At 69.6% G+C, this 5,633-nt stretch carries 5 protein-coding genes, 1 tRNA gene and 1 pseudogene; 2 read left to right on the plus strand and 5 right to left on the minus strand.

Going from position 1 to position 5,633, the window contains the following annotated elements:
* The 4 genes and pseudogenes from DT074_RS27355 to DT074_RS27370 form a co-directional block, all read right to left on the minus strand.
* Positions 1 to 252 (minus strand): annotated as a pseudogene (locus DT074_RS27355) (DUF2497 domain-containing protein); the annotation flags it as partial.
* A gap of 40 nt (positions 253 to 292) precedes the next feature.
* The gene (locus tag DT074_RS27360) at positions 293 to 1,651 is read right to left on the minus strand and encodes a TolC family outer membrane protein (RefSeq protein WP_119423006.1); all 1,359 of its coding nucleotides are present in this window, start codon (positions 1,649 to 1,651) and stop codon (positions 293 to 295) included.
* Positions 1,652 to 1,730: 79 nt separating this feature from the next.
* A complete protein-coding gene (locus DT074_RS27365; RefSeq protein WP_119423007.1) occupies positions 1,731 to 2,060 on the minus strand; it encodes a rhodanese-like domain-containing protein in 330 nt (109 codons plus the stop codon).
* Between the two features lie 5 nt (positions 2,061 to 2,065).
* Positions 2,066 to 2,725, minus strand: coding sequence for a protein-L-isoaspartate O-methyltransferase family protein (locus tag DT074_RS27370; RefSeq protein WP_119423008.1), 660 nt, complete (start codon positions 2,723 to 2,725; stop codon positions 2,066 to 2,068).
* Between the two features lie 120 nt (positions 2,726 to 2,845).
* On the opposite strand from DT074_RS27370, the gene DT074_RS27375 reads away from it, so the two are divergent.
* Together DT074_RS27375 and DT074_RS27380 are read left to right on the plus strand one after the other, a co-directional pair.
* A tRNA-Cys gene (locus DT074_RS27375) sits at positions 2,846 to 2,919 on the plus strand.
* A gap of 307 nt (positions 2,920 to 3,226) precedes the next feature.
* Positions 3,227 to 4,042, plus strand: a complete 816-nt coding sequence (locus DT074_RS27380) for a hypothetical protein (RefSeq protein WP_119423009.1) — start codon at positions 3,227 to 3,229, stop codon at positions 4,040 to 4,042.
* 83 nt (positions 4,043 to 4,125) lie between these two features.
* Here the strand turns inward: DT074_RS27380 and DT074_RS27385 are convergent, their stop codons facing one another.
* Positions 4,126 to 5,490 (minus strand): HlyD family type I secretion periplasmic adaptor subunit, encoded by a 1,365-nt coding sequence (locus DT074_RS27385; RefSeq protein ID WP_119423010.1) that lies wholly within the window; start codon positions 5,488 to 5,490, stop codon positions 4,126 to 4,128.
* Positions 5,491 to 5,633: the final 143 nt, after the last annotated feature.

Raw genomic sequence — 5,633 nt, forward strand, 5'->3', positions numbered from 1 at the left:
CACCACCTCGGTCAACTCGAGTATCTCTTCCTCTTCGACCTTCGGCGCCGGGGGAGGCGGAGGCGGCGGCGGCGCGACGGCGGCCGGAGGGGGCGATGGCGGCGGCGGCGCGGCAGCCGGCTTCGGCGCGGCGGGGGCGTCCTTCGCCTCGGGCTCCTTGGGCGCGGCTTCGCCGTCTTCCGAAATGATGCGCCGAATGGAGGCGAGGATTTCCTCCATCGTCGGCTCTTGATTGGGCTTCGCCTCGCTCATCGTAGCCATCCCGTAGGGTCGACGTTGGACGCGCCGCTGTTCAATCGTTGCCGGGCGTCAGACCGATCCACTGACTGCGGACCTTGTTGTAGTGCTGCGTGGGATCGTAGATGTCGACCGGCAGCACCAGCTTCTCCGCGGTCAGCTGGCCGACGGACGACAGAAGCTGGTACGCGGCGACACCGCGGTCGCGGGTCGCCGTGACAACCTGCACATTGGCATTGAGCAGCTCCTGCTCGGCGTCCAGCACGTCGAGCACGGTGCGCGAACCGACGGTCGCTTCCTGCTGCACGCCGTCGAGCGCAATGCGCGCGGCACGCGCCTGCTCCTCGTTCGCGACGATGCGGGCGCGGGCCGTGCTGTAGCCTTCCCACGAACGGGTGACCGCCTGGCGGACGGCACGGCGCTGGTCGTCGATCTCGATACGGCGCTGGCTCGCGGTTTCCTTGCGCTGGCGCACCAGCGAGTATTCCGAGCCGGCCTGGTAGAGCGGCACGGTCAGGCGCGCGAGCACGTTCTTGGTGGTGATCTCGAGATCCTCGGTCTGGATCTCCCGCGACTTGCTGAGATTGGCCTCGAGCGAGAGGGTCGGCAGCAGGGCGCCGAAGGCGGTGTCGATATCGTGCCGCGCCGCTTCCTCCGCAAAGACGGCGGTCTGGATATCCGGATGCATGGCATCGGCGACCCGCATCGCCTCGTCCTCGCTCGCCGGCAGCTGCGGTATCGGCGGGCTGGCATCGAGCGTTGCGGGCATCTGCCCGACCACCCGGGCGAAGGTGGCCCGCGAGGAGATCAGGTTGCCCTCCGACGACACCCGGTCGGAGGTGGCGCGGGCCAGGCGCGATTCGGCCTGGGCCACATCGGTCTTGGTGATCTCGCCGACCCGGAACCGGTCGTTGGCGGCTTCGAGCTGGCGACGCAGCACCTGCTCGTTGTTGCGGTTGAGCTCGACGATCGCCTGATCGCGCACCACGTCCATGTAGGACGTCACCGCCTGCAGCAGGATCGTCTGCTCCGACGAATGCAGCCGGGCGCGCTGCGCCTGGACCAGGGCCTCCGCGGCGGCGATCTGCGCCTCGGTCCGGCCGCCGCGATAGAGCGGCTGCGTCACGTTGAGGCTGGCGCTGCGCGGGATCAGATCCTGGTCCGCCGCGATGTTGCGGTTGGAATCCTCGACGCCGGCCAGGGCAGAGACCGAGACGGTGGGGCGCCAGCCCGCCTTGGCCTGCGGCACGCCTTCGTCGACGGCGCGCAGCTGGGCCCGCTGGGCGTCGAGCTGAGGGTTGGTCTGGTAGGCCAGGGCGAGCGCCTCACGCAAAGTCTGCGCCGATGCATCCGCCCCGATCACCGAGGCCAGCAGAACCAGCCCTCCGACCGGCCAACTCGATCTGATGTTCATGTCGGGAGGATGTCCTTTCCGCCCACGCGACTCGTGGTCTGCTATAGCGTGCGGAAGGTATAGAGAACCTTTAGGGTCATCAATATCTTGGCATTGTGAAATCGACCGCCTGTGCCCACGAATCCACACCCCCGGCGAGGTTCTGGGCGGCCTCGAAGCCGCGCGACCGCAGGAAGTGGGTGACCTGCAGCGACCGCATGCCGTGATGGCAGATCACCACGATCGGCCGATTCGGCGGCAGCTCGCCCAGCCGCTGCTGAATCTGGCCCATCGGCAGGTTGACCGCCCCGGGCAGGGCACAGATCTCCACCTCCCAGGGTTCGCGCACATCGAGCAGGAACGGGGGATCGGCCGCCCGCAGCAGCTCGGCGAGTTCGGCCGCGTCGACCTGCAGAGGCGTGGCGGGCATCGGCGTCAGAACACGAAGCCCGGCACGCGCTCGAAACCGGGCAGCGCCGGCGCCGCCGCATCGAACAGCGTCCGCGAACCCACCCGGCCGTGCCGCTTGACCCAGATCGTGCCGGTTCCGACGGCGTCCTCGCGCAGGACCGCAACCAGCCGCCCGCCCTCCGCCATCTGCGTCGTCAGCGCATCCGGCAGGAAATCGATCTCTCCCTCGACGACGATCACGTCATAGGGCGCATGTTTGGCGCAGCCCTGGTTGAGCGGCCCGCGTTCGATCACCACCGAATCGCAGCTCTGCGCCGCCAGCGCCTCGGTCGCTGCCGCGGCCAGCGCCGCATCGCTTTCCAGCGCGACGACGGTGGCGGCAAGCCGCGAGGCCACGGCCGCGCCATAGCCGGTGCCGCAGCCGACATGGAGGACGACGTCAGACGGTTGAATCTCAGCCGCCTGCAGCAGGCGGGCCAGCACCATGGGCGTGAGCAGGAAACGGCCGGCGCCGAGCGGCAGCGGCTCGTCGAGATAGGCCACGCCGCGGAGCTGGGGCGCAACGAAGGCCTCGCGCGGGACGGCACCCATGGCCGCGAGCAGGCGCGGCTCGGTGACGCGGTTCGGCTTGATCTGGCAATCGACCATGTTGCGCCGGGCAACGGCGAGTTGATGCGTGTCCATGGCGCCCCAGACGGATTTCGATCTAATTCCGCGGCCTTATATCCGAAGCGCCACCGCGCCTCAACGTCGCGCGAGGCGCCTTGACCCGGCCGCGCCCGGCAACCTATACACCCGCCCTCGGGCCAGGTGGCGGAGTGGCTACGCAGCGGACTGCAAATCCGTGTACACGAGTTCGAATCTCGTCCTGGCCTCCATTCTTCCCCTGCAGTCTCCCCTCCCGTCCCTCACAGGGCGCCGCGAGCGCGCCGGCGGACGACTTTCCCGCTTGACGTCACAACTTGTTAACCACACGGTGCTCCACTGGCGGGCGCCACACTCTCCTGTCGTGGCGTTCCGTGTGCACGGGACGGCCCCAACCTCGTCGCCAACGCTGTTGGGGCCAATCCGTGGCGCGGTGCGTCCAAGAGCCGGCGCCGGCAGCAATCAACCGTTCGTAAAGCAATATGAACGCATGCTGTCTCACTCATATTCTCCGGTCTTGATTTGAGGGAGCACGAGCCTTTGAGCGCGGTGGTGGCGATGTCCTCGGCCCCGGCGGATGTCACGTCCGAACCGGGAATTATCGGCTTCATTGACGTGATCGAGCCGCGCAAGGTTTCCGGCTGGGCCTGGAACCCGCAGGCCCCCGGCGCCCGGCTGGATGTCGAGGTGATCCTGGACGGCCAGGTGCTGGCGATCGCGCGCGCCGAGCGCAAGCGCGGCGACCTCGCCCACGCCAATGTCGGCGACGGCCATTACGGCTTCGTCGCCCATCTCGACGAGGATCTGGCGCCCGAGGCGATGGGCCGGCTCGGCGCCCGGGTATTGGCGCCGGACGGCGAGCAGATCCCCCTTCTCAACCGCGCGCAGCGCGGCACGCCGCGGCTGGTCGAGACCGGCGAGCCGCTGCTCGCCGAACTCAAGGAGCTGCGCAGCGAGGCGCGCGAGACGCAGCGCGGCTTTCAGGGCACGGTGCAGACCGCGCTGCACGAGATGCTGCGCGTGCTGGAGCGGATGGCGAGCGAGCACAAGACCGGCCTCGGCCGCGCCGACCGCAAGCCCGCCGCGCCGGCCGGCGACCGGACGCCGGGGCCCCTCACCACGCTCTCGCCGGCCGCGGCACGCGACGAGACGGAGGCAGGCGACATCCTGCGCCGGATCGACAGCCTGGAAGCCGCCATGCTCCGTCTCGACAAGACGCTGAGCGGCATCGATGCGCGGCTGGCCAAGATCGACGACGTGGTCAATCGCAACGCCGTGGCGCGGCCTTTGCTGGCCGCCGTCAGCTTCGCGTCGCTGGTCGGCCTGGTGATCGGCGCCCTCGCCCTGTTCCGCTGAGCCGTCGCGTCGCCGACGGCCCGGTCAACCAGAAACGCCCGGCACGCGCGTGCCGGGCGTTCTTCGTTGCATAGGCCGAGCGGTCAGTCCTCGCGGAAGGCGCGGCGGAAGCTGTCGCGCAGCGGCGAGATCAGGTAGTCGATCGCCAGCCGCTCGCCGGTGATGATGTAGACCTCGGCCGGCATGCCGGGCGAGAGCTTGACCTGCGGCAGATGGTCGAGCATCGCCTTGTCGAGCTTCACCCGCGCCGTGAAATAGGGCTCGTTGGTGCGCGGATCGGTCAGCTTGTCGGCGGAGACATAGATGACCTCGCCGTCGATCGCCGGCACCCGGCGCGCCTTGTAGGCGGAGAGCTGGACCTGCGCCCTGAGGCCGATGGTGACCACGTCGATATCGCTCGGGCTGATGCGCGCCTCGACGATCAGGTCGTCGCTCTTCGGCACGATGTCCATGATCGGCGCCCCGGGGGCGATGACGCCGCCGGAGGTGAACACCTTCAGATCCACCACGGCGCCGTCCTGCGGCGCCAGCACGTCCTTGCGCTGCCGCACGTCGGTGGTGGCGCGCAGCCGCTCCACCACATCCGCCTCGGTCGCCTGGGTCTCCTGCAGCTCCTTGCCGATCTCGGCCTGGCGGTTCTTCTGCACGCCGGCGATTTCGAACTCGGCACTGGCGATCGCCTGGTTCGACTTCGCCACCGTGCCGTTGAGATCGGCGAGCCGGCCCTGCAGCTCGGCCGCCACGCGCTGCAGCTCGAGCAGGCGCGGCCGGCGCTCGAAGCCCTTCTCCAGCAGGCCGGCAACGGCCTTCAGCTCCTCCTGCGTGTAGCGCAGCCGGTCGCGCGTGCTGGCGGCCATGGCATTCGCGGCGGTGATCTCGGCCTTGAACTGGTCGATCTTGCGCTTCAGCACCTCGATCGAGGCGTCGTAGGACTGCCAGCGCGCCTCGAACAGCTTTTCCTGGGTCGTGAAGGCGTCGTTGACCGCGGCATCGGTGCGCAATTTGGCGAGATCCGCCGGCCAGACGATCTGGCGCGCGCCTTCCTGCTCGGCCCGAAGCCGCGTGATCCGCGCCTGCACCGCCCAGAGCTGCTTCTCCGCCTGGTTCATTGCCGCTTCGGCCTGGGTGGTGTCGAGCCGGGCCAGCACCTGGCCGGCCGTCACCTGGTCGCCCTCCTTGACCATCAGCTCGCGCAAGATGCCGCCTTCGAGGTGCTGCACGGTCTTGCGGTGGCTGTCGACGATGACATTGCCGGTGGCCACCGCGGCGCTGTCGAGATGCGCGAGGCAGGCCCAGAGCAGAGCGCCGCCGAGCAGGCCGAACACGGCAAAAAGACCGGCGAACACGGTGCCGTTCATCGACGGCATCTCGCTCCGCGGCGGCGCGGCAGCGCCACCGGGCCCCGGCAGCGCCAGGCGCCGCTCGCTTGCTTGCACCAGGGCGTTCATCAGACGGCCTCCGCGCGATCAGTGGCAGCGGCAACCGCCGCGCCGGTCCCGGCCGGCGGCACCGGCGTCGGGCCCTTCGGCCCGCCCCTGGTGGCCCCGCCGCGTCCGGGCGGCGCTTTCGGCGCCGGCCCCTGGCCGGTGGC

The organism is Desertibaculum subflavum (assembly GCA_003576705.1).
In the GTDB taxonomy this organism is placed as follows: domain Bacteria; phylum Pseudomonadota; class Alphaproteobacteria; order Ferrovibrionales; family Ferrovibrionaceae; genus Desertibaculum; species Desertibaculum subflavum.

Coding starts and splice junctions, on each gene's coding strand:
- DT074_RS27385 (WP_119423010.1), bottom strand. CDS start 5,490: ATGAACGCCCTGGTGCAAGCAAGCGAGCGGCGCCTGGCGCTGCCGGGG.
- DT074_RS27360 (WP_119423006.1), bottom strand. CDS start 1,651: ATGAACATCAGATCGAGTTGGCCGGTCGGAGGGCTGGTTCTGCTGGCC.
- DT074_RS27370 (WP_119423008.1), bottom strand. CDS start 2,725: ATGGACACGCATCAACTCGCCGTTGCCCGGCGCAACATGGTCGATTGC.
- DT074_RS27365 (WP_119423007.1), bottom strand. CDS start 2,060: ATGCCCGCCACGCCTCTGCAGGTCGACGCGGCCGAACTCGCCGAGCTG.